At 74.0% G+C, this 21298-nt stretch carries 18 protein-coding genes, 3 tRNA genes and 1 pseudogene; 8 read left to right on the top strand and 14 right to left on the bottom strand.

Going from position 1 to position 21298, the window contains the following annotated elements; all coding sequences use genetic code 11:
* Positions 1-27: 27 nt before the first annotated feature.
* Positions 28-522: a DUF3145 domain-containing protein gene (locus AC0B61_RS10675; protein ID WP_471740264.1), complete on the bottom strand. Its 495-nt coding sequence runs from the start codon at positions 520-522 to the stop codon at positions 28-30.
* A gap of 366 nt (positions 523-888) precedes the next feature.
* Entirely contained in the window at positions 889-1914 is a 1026-nt protein-coding gene (locus tag AC0B61_RS10670) for an NADP-dependent oxidoreductase (RefSeq protein ID WP_471740263.1), read from the bottom strand.
* Between the two features lie 114 nt (positions 1915-2028).
* On the opposite strand from AC0B61_RS10670, the gene AC0B61_RS10665 reads away from it, so the two are divergent.
* Both AC0B61_RS10665 and AC0B61_RS10660 read left to right on the top strand, forming a co-directional pair.
* The gene (locus AC0B61_RS10665) at positions 2029-2493 is read left to right on the top strand and encodes a MarR family winged helix-turn-helix transcriptional regulator (RefSeq protein ID WP_471740262.1); all 465 of its coding nucleotides are present in this window, start codon (positions 2029-2031) and stop codon (positions 2491-2493) included.
* Between the two features lie 119 nt (positions 2494-2612).
* Positions 2613-4148: an LCP family protein gene (locus AC0B61_RS10660; RefSeq protein ID WP_471740261.1), complete on the top strand. Its 1536-nt coding sequence runs from the start codon at positions 2613-2615 to the stop codon at positions 4146-4148.
* A 4-nt stretch (positions 4149-4152) separates the two neighbouring features.
* Here the strand turns inward: AC0B61_RS10660 and AC0B61_RS10655 are convergent, their stop codons facing one another.
* The 5 genes from AC0B61_RS10655 to AC0B61_RS10635 all read right to left on the bottom strand — a co-directional run bounded on the left by AC0B61_RS10655 (position 4153) and on the right by AC0B61_RS10635 (position 7387).
* A complete protein-coding gene (locus AC0B61_RS10655) occupies positions 4153-5082 on the bottom strand; it encodes a 1-aminocyclopropane-1-carboxylate deaminase/D-cysteine desulfhydrase (RefSeq protein ID WP_471740260.1) in 930 nt (309 codons plus the stop codon).
* 76 nt (positions 5083-5158) lie between these two features.
* On the bottom strand, positions 5159-5806 hold the full coding sequence (locus AC0B61_RS10650; RefSeq protein WP_471740259.1) for a GOLPH3/VPS74 family protein: 648 nt from the start codon (positions 5804-5806) through the stop codon (positions 5159-5161).
* Between the two features lie 38 nt (positions 5807-5844).
* On the bottom strand, positions 5845-6072 hold the full coding sequence (locus tag AC0B61_RS10645) for a type II toxin-antitoxin system antitoxin (RefSeq protein ID WP_471740258.1): 228 nt from the start codon (positions 6070-6072) through the stop codon (positions 5845-5847).
* A 10-nt stretch (positions 6073-6082) separates the two neighbouring features.
* On the bottom strand, positions 6083-7030 hold the full coding sequence (locus AC0B61_RS10640) for an SPFH domain-containing protein (protein ID WP_471740257.1): 948 nt from the start codon (positions 7028-7030) through the stop codon (positions 6083-6085).
* Between the two features lie 283 nt (positions 7031-7313).
* Positions 7314-7387 (bottom strand) — tRNA-Ile (locus AC0B61_RS10635).
* 186 nt (positions 7388-7573) lie between these two features.
* On the opposite strand from AC0B61_RS10635, the gene AC0B61_RS10630 reads away from it, so the two are divergent.
* Entirely contained in the window at positions 7574-8440 is an 867-nt protein-coding gene (locus tag AC0B61_RS10630; RefSeq protein WP_471740256.1) for a trypsin-like serine peptidase, read from the top strand.
* A gap of 119 nt (positions 8441-8559) precedes the next feature.
* Positions 8560-9309 carry a trypsin-like serine peptidase gene (locus AC0B61_RS10625; RefSeq protein WP_471740255.1) on the top strand — a complete coding sequence of 250 codons (750 nt, stop codon included), beginning with the start codon at positions 8560-8562 and terminating at the stop codon, positions 9307-9309.
* A 145-nt stretch (positions 9310-9454) separates the two neighbouring features.
* Here AC0B61_RS10625 and AC0B61_RS10620 read toward each other — a convergent pair.
* Positions 9455-9527, bottom strand: a tRNA-Asn gene (locus AC0B61_RS10620).
* A gap of 61 nt (positions 9528-9588) precedes the next feature.
* Positions 9589-9661: transfer RNA gene (locus tag AC0B61_RS10615), tRNA-Asn, on the bottom strand.
* A 232-nt stretch (positions 9662-9893) separates the two neighbouring features.
* On the opposite strand from AC0B61_RS10615, the gene AC0B61_RS10610 reads away from it, so the two are divergent.
* The 4 genes and pseudogenes from AC0B61_RS10610 to AC0B61_RS10595 all read left to right on the top strand — a co-directional run bounded on the left by AC0B61_RS10610 (position 9894) and on the right by AC0B61_RS10595 (position 14396).
* Positions 9894-10199 carry a hypothetical protein gene (locus tag AC0B61_RS10610; RefSeq protein WP_471740254.1) on the top strand — a complete coding sequence of 102 codons (306 nt, stop codon included), beginning with the start codon at positions 9894-9896 and terminating at the stop codon, positions 10197-10199.
* A gap of 165 nt (positions 10200-10364) precedes the next feature.
* Entirely contained in the window at positions 10365-11798 is a 1434-nt protein-coding gene (locus tag AC0B61_RS10605; RefSeq protein ID WP_471740253.1) for an FGGY family carbohydrate kinase, read from the top strand.
* A gap of 101 nt (positions 11799-11899) precedes the next feature.
* Positions 11900-12853: pseudogene (locus AC0B61_RS10600) on the top strand (glutamate decarboxylase); the annotation flags it as partial.
* A gap of 451 nt (positions 12854-13304) precedes the next feature.
* A complete protein-coding gene (locus AC0B61_RS10595) occupies positions 13305-14396 on the top strand; it encodes a helix-turn-helix domain-containing protein (RefSeq protein ID WP_471740251.1) in 1092 nt (363 codons plus the stop codon).
* On the opposite strand, the gene AC0B61_RS10590 is transcribed toward AC0B61_RS10595, so the two are convergent.
* The 5 genes from AC0B61_RS10590 to AC0B61_RS10570 all read right to left on the bottom strand — a co-directional run bounded on the left by AC0B61_RS10590 (position 14393) and on the right by AC0B61_RS10570 (position 21294).
* Entirely contained in the window at positions 14393-15586 is a 1194-nt protein-coding gene (locus AC0B61_RS10590) for an RNA polymerase sigma factor (RefSeq protein ID WP_471740250.1), read from the bottom strand. The two genes, AC0B61_RS10595 and AC0B61_RS10590, sit on opposite strands and share 4 nt — an antisense overlap.
* Positions 15587-15698: 112 nt before the next feature.
* On the bottom strand, positions 15699-17606 hold the full coding sequence (gene dnaG / locus AC0B61_RS10585; protein WP_471740249.1) for a DNA primase: 1908 nt from the start codon (positions 17604-17606) through the stop codon (positions 15699-15701).
* Positions 17607-17717: 111 nt separating this feature from the next.
* Positions 17718-19025 (bottom strand): deoxyguanosinetriphosphate triphosphohydrolase, encoded by a 1308-nt coding sequence (locus tag AC0B61_RS10580; protein WP_471740248.1) that lies wholly within the window; start codon positions 19023-19025, stop codon positions 17718-17720.
* Between the two features lie 128 nt (positions 19026-19153).
* On the bottom strand, positions 19154-20146 hold the full coding sequence (locus AC0B61_RS10575; protein WP_471740247.1) for an SGNH/GDSL hydrolase family protein: 993 nt from the start codon (positions 20144-20146) through the stop codon (positions 19154-19156).
* A 203-nt stretch (positions 20147-20349) separates the two neighbouring features.
* A complete protein-coding gene (locus AC0B61_RS10570) occupies positions 20350-21294 on the bottom strand; it encodes a PAC2 family protein (RefSeq protein ID WP_471740246.1) in 945 nt (314 codons plus the stop codon).
* Between the last annotated feature and the right edge of the window lie 4 nt (positions 21295-21298).

The following is a 21298-nucleotide window of genomic DNA, read 5'->3' as shown; positions in this document are numbered from 1 at the left end:
CGTGCCGTCGGCCCGTGTCTGCCGGTCTCAGACCACCTGGTGCAGCCAGCGCACCGGCGCGCCCTCGCCCGCGTACCGGAACGGCTCCAACTCGTCGTCCCAGGGCTTGCCGAGCAGCCGGGCGATCTCGTCCTCCAGGTCGGCCCCTTCGCTGCGGGCGCGCAGCAGGACGGCCCGCAGCCGGTCCTCGGGAATCAGGATGTCGCCGTGGATGCCCGTGACAGCGTGGAAGATGCCGAGCGAGGGCGTGCTGCTGTAGCGCTCGCCCTCCGCAGTGGCGCAGGGCTCGCTGGTCACCTCGTACCGCATCAGCTGCCAGCCGCGCAGTGCGGAGGCGAGCTTCGAGGCCGTACCGGGCTCCCCCTGCCAGGAGAGCTCGGCACGCCAATGGCCGGGTGAGGCCGGCTGGCGGATCCAGTCCAGGCTCACCCGCACACCGAGCACCCCCGCGACGGCCCACTCGACGTGCGGGCACAGCGCGCGGGGCGCGGAGTGGATGTACAGAACTCCACGGGTCGTCACCGGGACCTCCAGGCTGTGGACGAGGGTCGCCTTCCCCAGCTGCCTCGTGCCTGCAGTTGATCCACAGTTACCCACGTTAGCCGACATTAAGCCACTAAATTGAGCAAAACGGACAGGCTTTCGCTCAATGCTAGTCGAATCCTCAACGAGGTCTACCCCTCGGCCGGATCTCTCCCCCGAACGGCCCCATCGCCAGGCTGGACCACCGTACCGCGCCGTCCCGCCCGATGGATGACGCACTTTCGGATCCGGCCGGAATGCGGTAGTGCGGCCCCGCTCCCTGCGCCCGACCGCGAACCTTCCGACAGCGAACCGCCCCGCGCGCCCGGTCGGGGCGGCGGGGCGGTTCGACCACCCGACGCTGCGTCAGCTGTCCAGGCGGACGACCATCTTGCCGGTGTTGACGCCGCGCAGCAGGTCGAGGAAGGCGTCGGCGGTGTTCTCGAAGCCGTCGACCACGGTCTCCTCGTGGCGCAGTTCGCCGGACTCCAGCCAGCCGGCCACCTCGGCGACGAACTGCGGCCGCAGCGCGGCGTGGTCGCCGACCAGCATGCCCTCCAGGCGCAGCCGCTTGCCGATGGCGAGCGCGAGGTTGCGCGGGGCGGACGGTGCGGTGGTCTCGTTGTACTGGGCGATCGCGCCGCAGAGCACCGCGCGGCCGTGGACGCCGAGGGCGCCGATCGCGGCCTCCAGGTGGTCGCCGCCGACGTTGTCGAAGTAGAGGTCGATGCCGTCCGGGGCGGCCTCGGCGAGCTGCTCGCGGACCGGGGCGTCCTTGTAGTTGAAGGCGGCGTCGAAGCCGTACTCGTCCACCAGCTTGGCGACCTTCTCGGCCGAGCCGGCCGAACCGACCACCAGGGCGGCGCCCTTGAGCCTGGCGATCTGGCCGACCATCGAGCCGACCGCGCCGGCCGCGCCGGAGACGAAGACCTTGTCGCCCTCCTTGAGGCCGCCGACGGCGAGCAGGCCGGCGTAGGCGGTCAGGCCGGTCATGCCGAGCACGCCGAGGTAGGCGGGGAGGGGGGCGGCAGCCGGGTCGACCTTCACCGCGTGCCGGGCGTCCAGGGTGGCGTACTCGCGCCAGCCGAGCCCGTGCAGCACCGCGTCGCCCGGGGCGAAGCCCTCGGCCTCCGAGGCCACCACGTAGCCGACGGCGCCGCCGTCCATCGGCTTGCCGAGCTGGAACGGGGGGACGTACGAGGCGACGTCGTTCATCCGGCCGCGCATGTACGGGTCCACCGAGAGGTAGGCGTTGCGGACCAGGATCTCGCCCTGGCCGGGGGTGCGGACCGGGGCCTCGGCGAGGGCGAAGTCGGTCGGTACGGGCCAGCCCTGCGGACGGGCGGCGAGGTGCCATTCGCGGGCGGTCGCGGGGGCGGCCTGCTCTGCCATGGGTGGTGCTCCTTGCGGTTCAGGTGCGGTTCAGGTGCATGAAAGGTTGAGAAACTTAAGTAACGATGGACATGAAAGGTTCACCTTGTCAACTTTTCAGGTAGACTCTGGACCATGGACACTCAGCCGGTCCGGGACGCCACGCCGCAGCCCGACGAGATCACCCGCGAGGTCGTCGACCTGATGGCCAACCTGGTCGCGCTCTTCCACCGCGAGTACGAGGAGGCCGCCGCCGCCCGCTCGCTCACCGGCGCCCAGGCCAAGGTCCTCGCCCTGCTGCGGCGCGGCCCGATGCCGATGCGCCAGATCGCCCAGACGCTGAGCTGCGAACCGTCCAACATCACCGGCATCGTCGACCGGCTGGAGTCCCGCGGCTTCGTGACCCGCGAGGCCGACCGGCAGGACCGCCGGGTCAAGCTGGTCGCCGCCACCGCCACCGGCTCGGCCGCCTCCGAGGAACTGCGCGAGTCGCTGAACTTCGCCCGCGAGCCACTGGCCGCGCTCGGCTCGCAGGAGCGGACCGTCCTGCGCGACCTGCTCCGGCGGATGCTCACGGGCGCCGCCGGGCCCGGCGCGTGACCAGCATCACAGGCCCGACGGGCAAACCGTTCGCCCGTCGGAGGTAACCGAACGGCCCTCCGGAACGTCTAACGTTCGAACATCGAACGCGAGAGACCTGAGGACGGGGGGCACGGAGGATGAGCACCAGCACGCGCCGACGCCGCTACCTGCGGACCGCCATCGGCCTGGCCGCCGTTCTGGTGCTGTCGGTCGTGGGTGCGGGAGCCTGGTTCTACCACCGGCTGGACCACAACATCACCACCTTCGACGCGGGCGGCGTCGCCACCGAGCGCCCGCCGGCCCCCGTCCCGGCCAGCCCGGGCGCCTCCGTCCCGGTCAACGTGCTGCTGCTCGGCTCGGACACCCGCGACAACGGCAACGACTCGCTGGGCGGCGGCGACGAGGGCGTCGGCCACTCGGACACCGCGATCGTGGTGCACGTCTACGCCGACCACAAGCACGCCGTCGGCGTCTCCATCCCGCGCGACACCCTGCTCACCGTGCCGTCCTGCAAGCTGCAGAACGGCTCCTGGACGACCCCGAAGACCGACCAGATGTTCAACTCCGCCTTCACGGTCGGCGACTACCCCCAGGGCAACCCGGCCTGCACGCAGAACACCGTGGAGAAGCTCACCGGGCTGCGGATCGACCACACCGTCGTGGTCGACTTCAAGGGCGCCGCCGCGATGGCGGACGCCGTGGGCGGCGTGGAGGCCTGCGTGCCCAACGACGTCAACCAGTTCGGCATCCACCTCAAGAAGGGCCTGCAGAAGCTCTCCGGGCAGTCCGCGGTGGACTACCTCCGGGCGCGCCACGGCATCGGCGACAACTCCGACATAGGCCGGATGAAGCGCCAGCAGGCGTTCCTCTCCTCGATGGTCAAGAAGGTCCAGAGCCAGGGCTTCTCCCTGCCCACCCTGCTGCCGCTGGCCGACGCGGCCACCAAGTCCCTCACCGTGGACGAGGGGCTGGGCACCGCGATGAAGCTGGTGGAGTTCGCCCGCTCGATGCAGGACATCAAACTCTCCGACGTCACCTTCGTCACCGCGCCCTGGCGCTTCGCCGGCGAGCGGGTGCGGCTGGTCCAGCCGGACGCCGACGCGCTCTGGAAGCTGCTGCGCGAGGACCGCACCCTGGACGGGCAGAGCACCACCGGGACGGGCCAGGCCGCCTCCTCCCCCACCGCCGGCCCGGGCACGACGGCCGGCACCGACACCCCGCTCGGCCCCGAGCAGGCCGCGGCACCGATCACCGTGGTCAACGGGGTCGGCACCGCCGGACTGGCCGGCTCCGGCGCGGAGGCGCTCAAGGGCCGGGGCTTCCGGAACGTCACGCTCGGCGCCAACGAACCGGGGCACCAGACCACCCTGATCTCCTACGACCCCGCACTGAAGGCCACCGCCGACCAGGTCACGGCGCTCTTCCCCGGCACCCGGACGGTCGAGGAGCCCGGCTCGGGATCGATCACCGTCACCCTCGGCGCCGACTACCACGCGGCGGGCACCCGGATCGACTCGGCGTCCTCCCCGAGCCCGGAACCCGGCACCGCGGCCGGCAGCACGCCCGGCGCCACCCAGCCCGGCGCCGCCCAGCCCGGCAGCGTCCCCACCGGCATAGCGGAGAACACCCGCAACGCCGACACCGACCCCTGCGCCAACCTGACCTTCGGCTGAGGCCCTATTCGGGATCCGGCAGCCCGGTGACGACGGCGGTGAGGCGGGTGCCGGGCGGGAAGGTGCCCGCCGCCGCCAGGTCGGCCAGCGCCGCGAGCAGCTTGGCGACGTAGCGGCGCTCCAGCGGGATGCCGTGCCGGCGCTCGAACCGCTCGGCGAAGTGGGCCAAGTCGGCGCCGACCCTGCCGTAGCCGCCGCCGTGGTGCCCGTGGTCGATCCGCCAGTTCCCGAACTCGCGTCCGTACGCGGCCCGGTGGAGCCGGGCGACCTCCGCCTCCAGATAGCCCTCGCCGCCGCGCAGCACGGCCACGCCGAGCGCCCGCGCGCCCGGCGGCAGGCCCGCCGCGATGCCTGCCAGGGTGCCGCCGGTGCCGACCGGGCAGCAGACCACGTCGCGCTCGCCCAGGTCGGGCAGTTCGGCCGGGATCGCGGCCGCGCCGACGGCGGCCAGGGCGTTGGAGCCGCCCTCCGGGAGCACCAGGCAGGGGCCCCAGCGGCGCTGCAGGGCCTCCGCCGTACCGCGCCCGTCCGTACGGTCCTGGCCGTCGGCCCGGCCGGTGGCCTCCCGGTAGGCGGCCCGGGTCAGGAACTCCAGCCGCATGCCGGCGGCTTCGGCGGCCCGCAGCGACCAGTTGCGCGGCCGGTCGGCCAGTTCCTCGCCGCGGACCAGCCCGACGCTCTCCAGCCCGAGCGCCCCGGCGGCGACCGCGACGGCCCGCAGGTGGGTCGAGTACGCCCCGCCGAAGGTCAGCAGCCGGGTGTGGCCCCGCTCGACGGCGGCGGCCAGGTTGGGTGCGAGCTTGCGCCACTTGTTGCCGGGGACGCTCGGGTGCAGCAGGTCGTCCCGCTTGAGCCGCAGCTCCACCCCGGCCCGGGCGAAGGCTTCGTCGGTGCAGTCCACCAGCGGGGTCGGCAGCAGGGCGGGTTCGAGCACCCGGCCAGCTTACGGGGCCGCGGACGGCGGTGGCCCGGCCGCCGGATCGGCGGCCGGGCCTTCGGGAGCGGGCTGGTCAGCCCCCCGCCGCCCCGTCGGCGCGCCCGGCGCTGACGGCCCGGCGCAGGGCGCGCGGGACGGGGCCGGCGGCGGGGGCGAGCTTGCCGATCCGGGTACGGAACTCGCGCCGCTGGCGCCAGGTCAGCACCGAGCCCAGCCGGGCCGCGTCGACCAGGGCGACCAGGGCGGCGTCCGCCGGGTCGACCCTGCTGAGCGGCCCTGTCAGGGCCGAACCGACCGACGCCACGACCGCCTTGCGCAGCCGGGGCTCCGCCAGGGTGACCCGGGAGCAGGGGAACAGTCCGAGCGCCCGGCGCCGCTCGATCCGGATCCGGCCGGTCGCCGCGAGGCCGTCCCGGACCACGCGCGTGGCATGGGAGGTGGGGCCCCGGTTCCGGCCGACCCAGCTCTGCCAGCCGCGCCGCCGCTCCTGCCGGATCTGCTCCAGCAGGGCGGCGGTGAGCGGGTCGAGGCCTTCGGTCGGTCCGCCGTCGACGGCGGCCGGGTGCCGGCCGTCCTCGCGGATCAGTCCGCGCCGCAGGAGTTCGGCGAGCGCCGCCGCCCGCAGCGGCATGTCGAGCGTGGCGCCGCCGGGGACGCGCTCGCGCCGCGGGTCGTAGGCGAGCAGGTAGAGCTTCTCGGGGAGGGTGGCGGGCAGGTCCATGTCGGTCTCCGAAAGGTCTTCGCACGCCCGGTCACCGGTCAGCTCTCGTCGGAGCCGCCGTCCTCCGGGCTCTCCTTGGGCGGGCGTCCGCGCCGGGGAAGCCGGTTCGCGCCGCCGGGCATCCGGCCCGCGTCGCCGAGGGCGCGGCGGAGCAGGAACTCGATCTGCGCGTTGGTGCTGCGCAGGTCGTCCGCAGCCCATCTGGCGAGTGCGTCGTGAACTGAAGGGTCCAGTCGCAGCAGGATCTTCTTCCGTTCCGTCGCCACTGCCGCGCCTTTACTGGTAGAGGGAGCCGGTGTTCACGACGGGCTGGGTGCCGCGGTCGCCACAGAGCACCACCAGGAGGTTGCTCACCATGGCGGCCTTGCGTTCCTCGTCGAGCTCGACCACGTCGCGCTCGGCGAGGCGGTCCAGCGCCTCCTCGACCATACCGACGGCGCCCTCGACGATCAGCCTGCGCGCCGCCACCACGGCCCCGGCCTGCTGGCGCTGGAGCATCACCTGGGCGACCTCCGGCGCGTAGGCGAGCCGGGTGATCCGGGACTCGACGACCCGCACGCCGGCCGAGGCGACGCGTTCGGCGATCTCGGCGGAGAGCTTGCGGGCGATCTCGTCCGCGCCGTCGCGCAGCGACAACTGGCCCTCGTGGTGGGCGTCGTACGGGTAGCTGGTGGCGATGTGCCGGACGGCCGTCTCGGTCTGGATGGCGACGAAGTCGGTGTAGTCGTCCACCTCGAACACGGCCATCGCGGTGTCCTCGACCTGCCAGACCACCACGGCGGCGATCTCGATCGGGTTGCCGTCCGCGTCGTTGACCTTGGTGGTCTCGGTCTCGTGGTTGCGGATCCGCAGGGAGATGTGCCGGCGGCTGGTGAACGGGTTCATCCAGGTCAGCCCCTCGGCGCGGATGGTGCCCCGGTAGCGCCCGAGCAGCTGGACCACCCGGGCCTGGCCGGGCGAGACGACCGTCAGGCCGCCCAGCAGCACCAGCGAGGTCACCACCAGCACCGGCCCGGCCACCATCAGCACGGCCCCCAACCCCTTCTGCCCGTCGGCCAGTTGGAGCGCTCCGGCGATGATCGACCCGACCCCCGCGACCAGGCCGAACAGTATGCCGAAGAGCACCGGCAGCCCAGCGGCCCCGGTGATGACCCGTTCGGTGATCTTGGGGACCGGCAGGTCCAGAACAGCACCGTCCTCGACGGCGTAACGCGGTGTGGCCATGAGCCCGACTCCTCCAGCGAGTGTCCGCATCCGATGGCAAAGTGATATCACTTTTTTCGCGCACCGCGCCAGGGGTCGGCAGCGAGGGACACCCGGGGGGTGCGGAGGCGGGGAGCCGTCAGGAGAGCGCCGGGGCCGATGCCCACGGGCGGGTGAATTCCGGCGCGCCACACGGGACAGGGGATGGCCGCGCCCTAGACTCTGCGTCGTCGCAGGCGGCCGAGCTCCAGCTCAGGGGCCTGCCCGCGGACGGTCGGACGACTCTCGTCGCCCATCGAGAAGGTGGGGCGGGTGGGACTCGAACCCACGACCAAGGGATTATGAGTCCCCTGCTCTAACCGGCTGAGCTACCGCCCCGGTTCGCCGTGCGCCGGTCTCGGCCACGGCAGCAGCAGACGGCCCCAGCGAGGCCGTCCCGGGCAGCATAGCCGGTCGATCACCCGTGGTGCGCGCCGGGGGCGCACCCGGGTACGGGAGGGCGCGCGCCTCCGGGCGGTGCAGCCCGGGTGGCGGCGGGGCGCCCGTCCGGGGCAGCCTGGACGGATGACGAGACGCAGGGAGGGGGCCGCGGCCGGGGTGCTCGCGCTGGCGCTGGCCGCGGCGGGCTGCACCACCTCGGCCGGGCCCGGCGGGGGCGTGCCCACGGTCACCTCGGCACCGGCCGCGGCCGCCTCGGCGTCGGCCTCCCCGGGCGGCGCCCACGGCTGGAACCGGCAGCGGTTCAAGGGCGCGGCCGGCCGGCGCACCGGGGTCACCCGCACCGCCAAGCCCACCGTGCTCAACGGACTGGTCGGCGCGGTCTTCACCCGCAACGCCGACGGCGACCACTTCTGCACCGCCAGCGTCATCGACAGCGCCGGACTCAACCTCATCGTCACCGCCGCCCACTGCGTCTGGGATCCCAAGCTCGGCCGGCGCAGCGACCTGGTCTTCGTCCCCGGCTACCGGGACGGCGACACCCCCAGCGGCGTCTGGCCGCTGCTGGCCGTCACCGTGGACGACGCCTGGAAGGACCACGCCGACCCGGACGTGGACGTCGCCTTCGCGGTCGTCCAGGCCCAGAACGGGCAGCAGGTCCAGCAGGTGCTCGGCGCCAACCGACTGGGCGTCAACCGCGGTTACCGCCTCCCGGTGAAGGTCACCGGCTACCCGGGCAGCAGCGAGGTGCCGATCACCTGCTCCAACACCACCTCCGAGCAGAGCCCCACCCAACTGCGGATCGACTGCCCCGACTACACCGGCGGCACCAGCGGCAGCCCGTGGGTCACCGACTTCGACCCGGCGACCAGGACCGGCACCGCGGTCGGCGTGATCGGCGGCTACCAGGAGGGCGGCGACAGCCCCGGCACCTCGTACAGCAGCTACTTCGGCGACCGCGTCCAGGCGTTGTACGACCGCGCCACCGGCTGACCTCGGACGGGGCCAGGGGCGCGGCGGTGGCGCTGCCGGGCACGGCCTGGTAGATCTTCCTCACGAACGGCGGAACGCACGGCCCGGTGCCCGCCCCCGAGGAACGAGACGGAGCCCCGATGGCGCCCCGCCAGGTACGGCCCGCGCACCCGGCACGAACGGCCGCGCTGGCCGTCCTGCTGCTCGCCGCCGGCACCGCGTGCGGCGGCCAGCAGGACGGGGCGCCGACCGCCGAGGTCGCGCGGCAGAGCGCCGAACGGGACCGGATCGGCACCCTCGCCATCCACTCCGCGCAGGGCCCCCGGGCCTGCACCGCGAGCGTCGTGCAGAGCCCCCGGCACAACCTGCTGGTCACCGCGGCGCACTGCGTGCAGAGCCGCCGGATCGGCCTGCTGGGAGGCCTGGTCTTCACCCCGGGGTACCGCAACGGGACTGCCCCGTACGGGTCCTGGCCGGTGCGGACGGTCACCGTCGACCCGCGCTGGGCGGCCGGCGACGACCCCGAGTACGACGTGGCCTTCGTCACCGTGGGCCCGGTCGACGGCCGTCAGGTCGAGGAGGCGGTGGGCGGCAACCCGCTCGGCACCGGCCAGGGCTTCGGGCTGCCGGTCTCGGTGACCGGCTACCCGAACGAGAGCGACGAGCCGATCACCTGCGCGGTCCGGACCAGCTCGCAGAGCGCCACCCAGGAGCGCTTCGACTGCGGCGGCTACACCGACGGCACCAGCGGCAGCCCGTGGGTGACCGGGAACGGCTCCGTGGTCGGCGTGATCGGCGGCTACGAGGAGGGCGGCAGCACGCCGGGCACCTCGTACAGCGTCACCTTCGACCAGCGGGTCACCGACCTCTACCGGCAGGCGACCGCCTGATCCGGGCCCCTCGGGGCGGGCGGTGCGGCCGCCCCTCCCGGGCCTCGTGGCGTGACGCACCCGACACCGCGCGGGGACAACACGAAGGCCCCCCGGTGACCGAGGGGCCTTCGCTCTGAGCAGTCACCGGGCGGGCCCGGTGCAGCTCCCGCAATTGGACTCGAACCAATAACCTGCCGATTAACAGTCGGCTGCTCTGCCAATTGAGCTATGCGGGATCGCGGTACTCGACTTCGGCACCACGGACGGGAACGGAGCCCGGAGGGGCCTCGTCCCGAGCTCCCCCAATTGGACTCGAACCAATAACCTGCCGATTAACAGTCGGCTGCTCTGCCAATTGAGCTATGGGGGATCGGCTTCCGCCCCGGCCCCGGTTTCCCGGACTCCGCGGCGCTCGCTGCGGGACATACATTAGCGCACTCGGGGGGGTGGTCCGCCAATCGCTTTCGGCGGCCGCCACCCGGGGTCGCCGCCCGGCGTGCCCCGCGCGCGGCCGGCGCCGTGCGCGGCGATGCTGGGGGCGCGGGACGGTTCACCGCCCCGACGGACGGGTAGGGCAATGCGGCAAAGGCCGCCAGGAGAGGGTGGATCCGATCATGTGGAAGCTGTCGTTGGCCGCGGGCTTCGCGGCCGGCTACGTCCTGGGCTCGCGGGCCGGGCGCCGGCGCTACGAACAGATCGCCAAGGTCACCCGGCAGATCGCCCAGAACCCCACGGTGCAGGGCGCGACCGACCGGGCCCGGCAGCAGGCCGGCGCGGTCGCCGGCAAGGCCGCGGACGCGGTCGCGGACCGCGTCGGCGGCCGGCTGCCGACGGCCGTCACCGACCGGGTGCCGTACTTCAACCGGCCACGGCCGGAGGACGACGGCTGGGGCACCTTCCGCCCGTGACGGGGCGGTGACGCGCAGGGCCCGCCGTCGGGCTCCCGCCGCTCCTCGCGGACGGGAGCCCGACGGCGGGCCCCCGGCAAAGCGCGTCCCAACCGGCGGTCGCGAACCGGCAACGGCCCGCCCGGCCCGGACGCGTCCCGGGCCGGGCTGAGGCATGATCTCGACATGGCCATCGTCGCGGGGATAGACAGCTCGACCAGCCGCACCAGGATCGTCGCGTGCGACACGGACACCGGCGCCGTCCTGCGCTCCGGCAAGGCACCCCACCCCGTCCCCGAGGACCAGGACCTGCGCCCCGGCGAGGCCGACCCGCAGGTCTGGCTGCACTCGCTCGGCGACGCCGCGGCCGGGGGCCTGCTGGAGGGTGTCCGGGCGATCGGCGTCAGTGCCCAGCAGCACGGCATGATCGGCCTGGACGCGGGCGGGGTGCAGGTCCGCCCGGCGATCCTGTGGAACGACCCGCGCTCCAGCGGCGCCGCCGCCAAACTGCTGGACGCCCTCGGCGGCCCGGCCGCCTGGACCGCCGCGATCGGCGCGGTGCCCGCCCCGACGTACACCATCGCCAAACTGCGCTGGCTGGCCGAGTTCGAGCCGGCCAACGCCCGCCGGGTCGCCGAGGTGCTGCTGCCGCACGACTGGCTGGTCTGGCAGCTGCTCGGCCACCCCAGGCGCCGCACCACCGACCGCGGCGACGCCTCCGGCACCGGCTACTGGTCGCCGATCACCGGCGAGTACCGCCAGGACCTCGTCGAGCTGGCGCTCGGCCACGAACTCCGGCTGCCCGACGTCCTTCCCCCCGCCGAGCCCGCCGGGCACACCCCCGAAGGGCTGCTGATCTCGGCCGGCACCGGCGACAACATGGCCGCCGCACTGGGCCTGGGCCTCGGCCCCGGCGACGCGGTGGTCTCCCTCGGCAGCGCCGGGACGATCTTCGCGGTGCACGAGCACGCCGTCGTGGACGCCTCCGGCCTGGTCTCCTCCTTCGCCGACGCCAGCGGCCGGCACCTGCCGATGGTCGCCACCCTCAACGCCGCCCAGGTCCTGCGCTCCACCGCCGCGCTGCTCGGCCGCGACCTGGAAGGCCTGAGCGACCTCGCCCTGCACTCCTCCCCCGGCGCGTACGGGCTGGTGCTGCTGCCGTACCTGGACGGCGAGCGGACGCCCGCGCTGCCGCACGCGGCGGGCACCCTGACCGGCCTGCGGGCCGAGGCGATGACCCCGCAGCACCTCGCCCGGGCCGCCGTCGAGGGCATGCTGTGCAACATCGCGGACGCCCTGGACGTGCTGCGCGCCCAGGGGGTCGAGGTGAAGCGGGTGTTCCTGCTCGGCACCGCCGGGCGGCTGCCCGCCGTCCGGCACGCCGCCCCGATGCTGTTCGGCGTCCCGGTCGTGGTGCCGCCGCCCGGCGCGCACGCCGCCCGCGGGGCCGCCCGGCAGGCCGCCTGGGCCCTGGCGGGCACCCCGGAGCCGCCGGAGTGGGACCTGCCGGACGCCGAGACCGTCGAGCCCGACGGGGAGCAGGACCTGGCGATCGGCTCGGCGGTGCGCCAGCAGTACCGGGCCGCCCGCGACCAGGTCCACCCGGAGGCCGCGGCCTGACCGCCCGGCCGCGGTGCCCCGTGAGGATGCGTCACCCGGCGCCCGATGGCAGCGTGGGACGGGACACGGCCACCGACGCGAAGGGCGGCAGGACTCCATGGCGCTACGCGGCCGGGGCCCGGCCCAACCTGGTGATGGGCGTCAACGTGCAGGTGTGCTGGGAGAAGTTCTGCACCTTCTGGGAGATCGAGCCGCGCACCGCACCGATGGAGGGCGAGCGCTTCCACCTCGACGCCGAGCAGGCGGTCGCCCTGTGCGACGAGGACACCGTCGGCGTGGTCGGCATCCTCGGCTCCACCTTCGACGGCTCCTACGAGCCGATCGCCGAGATCTGCGCCGCCCTGGACGCGTTCCAGGAACGCACCGGCATCGACGTCCCGGTGCACGTGGACGGCGCCTCCGGCGCCATGGTGGCGCCCTTCCTCGACCCCGGGCTGGTCTGGGACTTCCGGCTCCCCCGGGTCGCCTCGATCAACACCTCCGGCCACAAGTACGGCCTGGTCTACCCGGGCGTGGGCTGGGCGCTGTGGCGCGACCGGGTGGCGCTGCCGGAGGAACTGGTCTTCCGGGTCAACTACCTCGGCGGCGATATGCCGACCTTCGCGCTCAACTTCTCCCGGCCCGGCGCCGAGGTGATCGCCCAGTACTACGTCCTCCTGCGCCTCGGCTGGGACGGCTTCCGGGCCGTCCAGGGCGCCTGCCGCGAGGTCGCCACCTACCTTGACGGGGAGATCGGCGAACTGGACGGCTTCCGGCTGCTGACCAACGGCGACCAGGTACCGGTGTTCGCCTTCACCACCGACGGGGACGTCCCGTTCGACGTGTTCGACGTCTCGCGGCGGCTGCGCGAGCGCGGCTGGCAAGTGCCCGCGTACAGGTTCCCCGCGAACCGGGAGGACCTGTCGGTGCTCCGGGTGGTGTGCCGCAACGGCTTCTCCCGGGACCTCGCGGACCTGCTGCTGGCCGACCTCCGCCGGCTGCTGCCGGAGCTGCGGCGCCAGCCCGTCCCGCTCAAGGAGCTCGGGGTGCCGATCCGGTCGGGCTTCCACCACTGAGCCTGCCGGGCGTCCCGCCACTGAGGACGTCCACGGCCGAGAACCGCCCGGCCGCAGCCGCCGTCACGACGGGAGGGTGCGGTGAAGCACCCTCCCGTCGGGTGTCCCGGACGGTCGGGGCAGCCTCCCCCCGCGAGGCTGCCGCGACCCGTGGGGGAAATCCGGGACGGGATGCCGGACCCGGCGACTGAACCGGCCGGGTCCGAACGAGGCGGCCGGCGGCAAAACGCACCGGCCGGGCAACTCTGCACGACGAACGCATGACTGTTCGAGGGTTCCCGGGGGTTGTGAGACACTTCCGTCCGTCTCAACGCCATGACCTGGGATTTGAGAGGCCGCTCCACCGGGGTTGGAGAAGGGGGAGACACCGAACGGCCCGGGTCGGGCCCCCGTCACTCGCCCGCCCCCTGTCCCCGTCCCCCGTCCCCGTTCGTGACTTTGGAGCGCCGCAGTGGGTTCCGCCTGGAAGCAGCTGCCCGAGGAACTGTCCGAACCGGCCCGACGCCTGACGGAAGAGCTCCGGGCCATCAAGGACACCGCCGGGCTCTCGCTGTCCGAGCTGGCCGCGCGCACCCACTACAGCCGGGCCTCCTGGGAACGCTGGCTGAACGGCAAGCGGGTGGTCACCGAGCAGGCGCTGGAGGCGCTGATCCGGACGGTGGACTGCGACGCGGCGGAGCTGCGGCGGCGGTGGCGGCAGGCGGTGGAGCCGGCCGTCGAGTCGGCCGGTGAGCCGGCCGGTGCCGAAGCAGCGCCCTCCGACGAGTCCGACGAGGCCGCCCCGGAGGAGGCCGCCCCGGTGGATGCCGCCTCCGCGGAGTCCGGGCCCGACGGACCGATCGCCGAGGAAGCCCCGGGGCGCGCCCGCGTCGCCTGGTGGCGGCGTCCGGCCGCACTGTTGTCCGTGGCGGCGGTACTGGCGCTCCTGCTGGTCCTGGCCGGCCTGCTGACCTCCCGGCACGACGGGCAGGCGTCGGCGGCCGACGAGCCCTCCCCGACCGCCGAGGCCACCCCCGGCGCCAAGCCCGCTCCGGCCGACCCGGCCTGCCAGGCCGTCGGCTGCGCCCACAAGGACCCGAAGACCACCGGCTGCGGCAAGGACGCCCGGACGCTGCAGACCCAGGTGATCGGCAAGGTCGTCGTCTACCTCCGGTACAGCCAGACCTGCCGGGCAGCCTGGGCGGCGATCACCGAGGGCGAGCCGAAGGACTACGCGACGATCACCGACGGCACCGGCGAGAGCGAGACGGCGCTCATCCACTGGGGCTACGACAACTACTCGCCGATGCTGAACGCGGCGAACCCGGCCGCCACCTTCCAGGTCTGCGGCTACCAGCCGGCCGGGCACGACTGCACCGGGACCGTCGCCGACCTGGCCTCGGTGGTGGCCTCCACCCCCATCCCGATCGGCCCCGCCTCACCGCCGCCGGGCACCGGCACGGGGGCGGCGACGACCGCGCCGACGACCACGGCGCCCGCACCGGCCACGACGGCCACAGCGCCCGCACCGGCCGCGGCCACCGGCACGCCGGGGCCGTCCTAGTCGAGGTAGCCGCGCAGCTGCTCGGCGAAGGCGTGGTCGCGGAGCTTGACCAGGGTCTTCGACTCGATCTGCCGGATCCGCTCCCGCGTCACGCCGAACACCGCGCCGATCTCCTCCAGCGTCCGCGGGCGGCCGTCGTCCAGCCCGTAGCGGAGCTGGACGACCTGGCGCTCCCGCTCGCCCAGGGTGGCCAGCACCGCGTCCAGGTGCCGGCGCAGCAGCAGGAACGTCGCGGACTCGGCGGGTGAGGCCGCGTCGGCGTCCTCGATCAGGTCGCCGAGCGCGACGTCGTCCTCCTCGCCCACCGGGGTGTGCAGCGAGATGGGCTCCTGGGCCAGCCGGAGCAGTTCCCGCACCCGCTCCTCGGTCAGTTCCAGGACCGCGGCGATCTCGGCCGCCGTCGGCTTCAGGCCGCGCTCCTGCAGCAGGCCCCGCTGGACCCGGACCACCCGGTTGATCAGCTCGACCACGTGCACCGGCACCCGGATCGTCCGGGCCTGGTCGGCCAGCGCCCGGCTCATCGACTGCCGGATCCACCAGGTCGCGTACGTGGAGAACTTGTAGCCGCGGGTGTAGTCGAACTTCTCCACCGCGCGGATCAGGCCCAGGTTGCCCTCCTGGACCAGGTCCAGCAGGGTCAGCCCGCGGCCGACGTAGCGTTTGGCGACGGAGACGACGAGGCGCAGGTTGGCCTCGATCAGCCGGCGTTTGGCGATCCGGCCCCGCACCACCAGCGTGTCCAGGTCGGCGACGAGGGGGTCGGGCGGCGCCGGGTGGCCGTTCAACCGCTCCTCGGCGAACAGTCCGGCCTCGATCCGGCGGGCCAGCTCGACCTCCTCGGCGGCGGTGAGCAGCCGGATCCGGCCGATCTCGCGCAGGTACTGGCGCAGCAGGTCGGCGGGCGGCCCGCCCTCGCCCGGGGCGCGGCGCTCGTCCGCCGCGTCGGGGTCGGTATCGGTGTCCGCCTCGGTGGCGGCGTCGAGGTCGGTGGCGGTGTCGGGGTCGGTGGCGGTGTCGGGCTCCGGTCTGTCCGGATGGCCCTCGGGCAGGCCCTGGACGGGGATCCGCGCACCGTCCGGGGGCGCTGCCCCGGCCCGGCCGTGGTCGGTCTCCTGCTCCCCGGCCGGTCCGGCGGGTTCCGCTCTCGTACTGGTGGTGGTCGCTGCGGCGAGGCCTTGCTCCACGGGCATCCCCTCGGGGCGGGCGCGACTCTGGCGGACCCGCGCTGGTGGGAGGTGGGACGCCTTCCAGTGTGCGGTACGCCACGCTCCGTGGCCGAGACTCGTGCGCCGACTTTCTTCGCTACAGCGCCGCGGCGCCCCGGCTGCGCAGCTCCTGCCCGTACTGCTGGAGCTGCCACAGCTCGGTCTGCACCGCGTGCAGCTGAGCGGCGTCGGCCCGGGGGCCGAGCCGCTGGAGGTAGCCGCGGACCTCGGTGACCCGCCGGTCGACGGCCAGCAGGCGCAGCTTGACCAGGAACTCGCCCGCGTAGATCGCGTCCGCCTTGCGGCGCGAGCGGACCGGCTCGACGGTCAGCTCGGTGACCAGCGAGCGCACCTGGTCGTCCGGGGACGCCTCGCGCACCACGCTGGTGAAGTCCGGCAGGGTCGCCCCGTAGGCGGCGCCGCCGGCCTTGGCGATGGCCTGGCGGACGGCGGCGTACGGCGGGGTCGGGAACTCGTCGTCCCCGTAGTGGTCGAAGGCCGGGCTGACCAGGTCCGGGTGCTGCAGCGCCAGCTTGAGCAGTTCGCGCTCGACGAACTGGGCCGGGTCGCGCGGGTTGAGCCGGAAGGCGGGCTGGGCGGGGCGCGCCTGCTGCGCCGGCTCGGGGCGGCGCTGGGCGGCGGCACCGCGCGGGTTCTGCTGGCGTTCGCGGTCCCAGCGGGCCAGCTGGGAGATCCGGCGGACGACGAACTGCTCGTCCAGGATGCCGAGCATGCCGGCCAGCCGGACGGCGTACTCGTGCTGGATCGAGCGGTCCTTGATCCTGGCGACGATCGGGGCCGCCTCCTCCAGCGCCGCCGAACGGCCCTCCGGGGTGTCCACCCGGTGCCGGGCCACCGCCGAGGTCAGCGCGAACTCGAACAGCGGGACGGGGTTGTCGATCAGCAGCCGGACCGCGTCGTCCCCCTGGGCGAGGCGCAGGTCGCACGGGTCCATGCCGCCCGGGCTGACCGCGATGGAGGTCTTGGCCGCGAACTTCTGGTCGTCCTCGAAGGCGCGCAGGGCGGCCTTCTGGCCGGCCGCGTCGCCGTCGAAGGTGAAGACCGTCTCGCCCCGGTACTGGGAGGTGTCCATCAGCAGCCGGCGGATGATCTTGATGTGGTCCTCGGCGAAGGCGGTGCCGCAGGTGGCCACCGCCGAGGTGACCCCGGCCAGGTGGCAGGCCATCACGTCGGTGTAGCCCTCGACCACCACCGCCCGGCCCGACTTGGCGATCTCCTTCTTCGCCAGGTCGATGCCGTACAGCACGTGGGACTTCTTGTAGATCGGCGTCTCGGGGGTGTTCAGGTACTTCGGGCCGTTGTCGTCCTCGCGCAGGCGGCGGGCGCCGAAGCCGACCACCTCGCCCGCGATGTCCCGGATCGGCCAGACCAGCCGGCCCCGGAAGCGGTCGATCAGGCCGCCGCGCTGGCCCTGCGAGGCCAGGCCGCCGAGCAGGATCTCCTTGTCGGTGAAGCCCTTGCCGCGCAGGAAGCGGACCAGGTGCTCCCAGCCGACCGGGGCGTAGCCGACGCCGAAGGTCCTGGCCGCCTCCTCGTCGAAGCCGCGCTCGGCCAGGAAGCGGCGGCCGATCTCCGCCTCCGCCGAGGCCAGCTGCTCCTGGTAGTAGGCGGCGGCCACCTTGTGCGCCTCGACCAGGCGGGTGCGCTCGCCCTGCTGGTGGCGGGGGCTGTAGCCGCCCTCCTCGTAGCGCAGGGTGATGCCCGCCTGGGCGGCCATCCGCTCGACGGCCTCGGCGAAGGTGAAGTGCTCGATCTTCATCAGGAAGGCGATGGTGTCGCCGTTCTCCTGGCAGCCGAAGCAGTGGAACACGCCCTTGGCGGGGTTCACGTAGAAGGAGGCGGACTTCTCGTCGTGGAAGGGGCAGACCCCCTTGTACTCGCCGCCACCGCCATTGGTCAGCTGTACGTAGTCGCCGACCACCGCGTCGATCGGCAGTGCGCTTCGCACCGCCTGTACGTCTTCGTCCCTGATCCGCCCGGCCACCCCGGAAGTCTACTGGGACGGCCGGGCTTTCCGACGGGGCGTGGGATCCGGGGTGTATCCGAGGGTGTATCCGAGGGTGTGTCCGGGGACGCCGCCGCCACCGCTCCCCGGCTACGCCCAGGCCGCGCCGACCAGCTTGGCGTGCAGGGCCAGGGCCGAGGCGTCGGTCAGGGTGGCGATCTGGTCGATGACCGTGCGCAGGGCGGCACGGTCGTCCTCGGCCTCGCGGTACATGTCGGCGAACACCGGGTCCAGCCCGTCCGGGGCGCGCTGGTTGAGCACGTACGCCAGCTCGGCGATCACGATCCGCTGGCGGGCCCGCAGCTGGGCCTGCTCGTCGCGCTGCATGACGAACCGGACGGCGACCGCCTTGAGCACCGCGCACTCCAGCCGCACCTCGCGCGGCACCACCAGCTCCGCCGCGTACCGGGTGAGCCGGCCGGGGCCGTAACGGGCGCGGGTGGCCTGCTCGGCGGCCAGGCAGAAGCGGCCGATCAGCTGGCTGGTGAGGTCCTTGAGCCCGGCGCGGGCGCGCGCGGTGCCGTCGTACGAGTGGGGCCACCACTCCTGGCCGAGCAGCCGGTCCAGGGCGGCGGCCAGCTCCTGCGGATCGGCGTCGCGGGCGTAGCGCTCGGCGACCTTGAAGAGTTCGGCGCGCTCGCTCGGGGCGCGCAGCGCGGCCGGGTCGAGGTGGCCGGCCTGGAGGCCGTCCTCGACGTCGTGGGTGGAGTAGGCCACGTCGTCGGACCAGTCCATCACGGTGGCCTCGAAGCACTTGCGCCCGGCCGGGGAGCCGGCCCGCAGCCAGCGGAACACCGGCAGGTCGTCGGCGTGGACGCCGTACTTGGGCGACTGCGGGTCGGCCGGGTGGCCGCCCTTGGTCCACGGGTACTTGGTGGCGGCGTCGAGCGCGGCGCGGGTCAGGTTGAGGCCGACGCTGCGGCCGGGCCAGGGGGCGAGCCGGGTCGAGGGCTCCTCCTGCGGGGCGAAGCGCTTGGGTTCGAGCCGGGTGAGGATGCGCAGCGACTGGGCGTTGCCCTCGAAGCCGCCGCACGCCTCGGCGGCCTGGTCGAGGGCCTCCTCGCCGGTGTGGCCGAAGGGCGGGTGGCCGATGTCGTGGGCCAGGCAGGCGGTCTCCACCAGATCCGGGTCGCAGCCCAGGGCCGCGCCCAACTCCCGGCCGACCTGGGCGCATTCGAGGGAGTGGGTGAGCCTGGTCCGCGGGAAGTCGGCGCGCATCGGGGCGACCACCTGGGTGGTGCCGGCCAGCCGGCGCAGCGCCGCCGAGTGCAGCACCCGGGCGCGGTCGCGCTGGAACGCCGTACGGCCCGGGCGCTTGTCGGGTTCGGGCACCCAGCGGGCCTCGGCGGCGTGGTCGTACGGGATCGGGGCGGCGAGGCGGTGCGCGGTGTCATCCATATGGTCCTCACGGTACGCCGCGGCCCTGACACGGGAGGTGTGCCGCGCGCGAAGGGGCCCGGGCCAGGGCGTGAACGCCGCGCGGCGCGCGGGTGCCCGCCCCGGTGGGTCCGCCTCGCCCGGACGGCTCAGCCCCGGACCGCCTTGAGGACGACGCCGGCCATCGCCTCCTGCCCCTTGGCGTTGGGGTGGATCGGCGCCAGGCCCCGGCCCGGGAACGGCGGCTCGATCCAGCGCTCGGCCTCGCCCGCGCACATGTCGTGCCCGGCCGAGGCGCCGGCCGTGTCCACGAACACCGCGCCGGCGGCCTGCGCCCGCTTCCTGAGCATGCCGTTGAGCTGCTGCTCCTTCTCGGTGAGGAAGCCGAGGTCAGGCCCGGCCACGGTCGTGCCGAGCACCGGCAGGCAGCTCGACGGGTCGGCCGGGAGCAGGGTCGGGTACCCGATCACGTACACCCGGGCCTTCGGGGAGCGGTGCTTGATGTCCTGGAGGACCCGGCCGAGCCGGTCGCCGGCCGCGTCCACCTTGTGCTGGACCTCGTCGGTGCCGTCGCCGGAGGAGTAGTGGTCACGGCAGGGCGAGGGGGCGCGGGTCTGCTTGACCGCGCCCTTCACCGCGTCCACCAGGTTGTCCCTGGCGCACTCGACCATGACGTTCATGAAGCCGGCGTCGTTGCCGCCGATCCCGACGGTGACCAGCCCGGTGTCCGGGGTCAGCGCCTCCAGCTGGGCCGGGTTGGTGCCGCTGCCGGTGTCCTGCGGCGCCGTCAGGTCCACGGTGCGGGCGCCGGAGCAGCTGACGTCCCGGAACTGCGCGGCGGCCAGGCCGAGCTCCTTGGCCACCAGGGACGGGTAGTTGACCCCGGAGCGGGAGCAGCCGCGCGGCTCTCCGGTCAGCGGGGGGATCTGCAGGCCGGCCGTGTACGAGTCGCCGAGCGCGACGTACGGTCCGGCGGGTGGCGGTGCGGGGGTCGGCGCTGTGGGGCTCGGCGCTGCGGGAGTCGGCGACGAGGCCGCGCCGGCCTGGGCCCGGCCGGGGCCCGCCGCACCGGTGCAGCCGGCCAGCAGCAGCGCGGCCAGCCCGGCCGTCAGGGCGACGGTCGGGTGTGTGGTCCTGGGCATGGCATCCCCCCGGGGGTACGACGAGCACGGTCGGCTCCTTGCGGCGGCCCGCCGCCCCGGGCACCTCCGGCTCCAACGAACGGACTGCGGCGATGGCTCCCGATCCGGAACGACCGCCGGGGAAACCTTTCGGGAAACCTGTCGGAAACCTCAGCAGAAGGATCCGCGCGGGCCACCCGCGCCCGCGGCGCCACTGCGCGCCGCTACTCCGCGCCGCGCTCGTGCTCGGCCAGGAACTGCTCGAAGCGTCGGCCCAGTTCGTCCGCCGAGGGCAGGTCCGTCGGCTCGGCCAGCAGGCTCTCCCGGCTCTCCGCGCCCGCCACCGCGTCGTACTGGCCCTCCATGCCGCGGATCGCCGAGCGCAGCTCGCCGTCGCCCTGCGTCAACTGCTCCTCGATGTCGGCGTAGACCTCGCCGACCCGCTCGCGCAGCCGGGTGCCGGGCAGCACCAGCCCGGTGGCGGACTGCACCGCCTCCAGGATCAGCACGGCCGCCGCCGGATACTCCGAGCGGGCCACGTAGTGCGGGACGTGCACGGCGAAGCCCAGCACGTCGTGCCCGGCCTCGGCCAGCCGGTACTCCAGCAGCGCCTGGGCGCTGCCCGGGACCTGGGCCTGCTCGAACCACTGCGGGTACCCCGGCGCGAGGTCGAGCCGGTTGCCGTGCGGCGTCAGACCGACCGGGCGGGTGTGCGGCACACCCATCGGGATGCCGTGGAAGTCGACCGAGAGCCGGACCTCGAAGCGCTCCACCAGCGCGCGGACGGCGCGCGCGAAGCGCTCCCACTCCACGTCCGGCTCGGGGCCGGTGAGCAGCAGGAACGGCGCACCGGCGGCGTCGTGGACGAGCTGGAGCAGGATCTCCGGCGGGTCGTAGGACGTCCAGTGGTCTCGGTCGAAGAGCATCGCCGGGCGGCGCGCCCGGTAGTCGACCAGCCGGTCGTGGTCGAAACGGGCCACCACCTGCGGCGATCCCGTCTCCAGCAGGTGGGCCACCACCTGGCCGCCGGCGTCCCCGGCGTCCATGAAGCCCTCGAAGTGCTGGAGCAGCACCAGGCCGGCACCGGTGTCGCGCAACTGCGCGTTGGCCGTGGCCACCGCGGCCACGCCCTGCTGATCCAGCTCGTACAACGCCTGGAAGTCACGCACCGCG

The sequence above is a fragment of the Kitasatospora sp. NPDC023385 genome, assembly GCF_055664045.1.
The sequence above is the reverse complement of the archived record's forward strand: the minus strand, read 5'-3'. Positions and strand labels throughout refer to the sequence as shown.